Raw genomic sequence first — 255 nt, forward strand, 5'->3', positions numbered from 1 at the left:
CCCCCCTCAAGATGAGATTTCCCAGTATGTAAGACCCCTTGAAGACGACGAGGTTGATAGGCCTGAGGTGGAAGTGCAGCAATGTATGGAGCTGACAGGTACTAATCGGTCGAGGGCTTATCCAATACCTAATTCACAGATTCTATTTCGTATCCAGTTTTCAGGGAGCAAGACTTCCTGAACTGATTTTAAGCTGCACGTCCTTTCTAAGGATGGATATTTTGCTGGTGAGTAAATCATTGAAGCAAGCGCAGC

The 255-nt window shown here is 45.9% G+C and carries 1 rRNA gene; it reads left to right on the forward strand.

Going from position 1 to position 255, the window contains the following annotated elements:
* Positions 1-125, forward strand: a 23S ribosomal RNA gene (locus KI362_RS25445); the annotation flags it as partial.
* Positions 126-255 lie beyond the last annotated feature (130 nt).

Origin of the sequence: Paenibacillus apis, assembly GCF_018333295.1 — a bacterium.
Classification (GTDB): domain Bacteria; phylum Bacillota; class Bacilli; order Paenibacillales; family Paenibacillaceae; genus Fontibacillus; species Fontibacillus antibioticophila.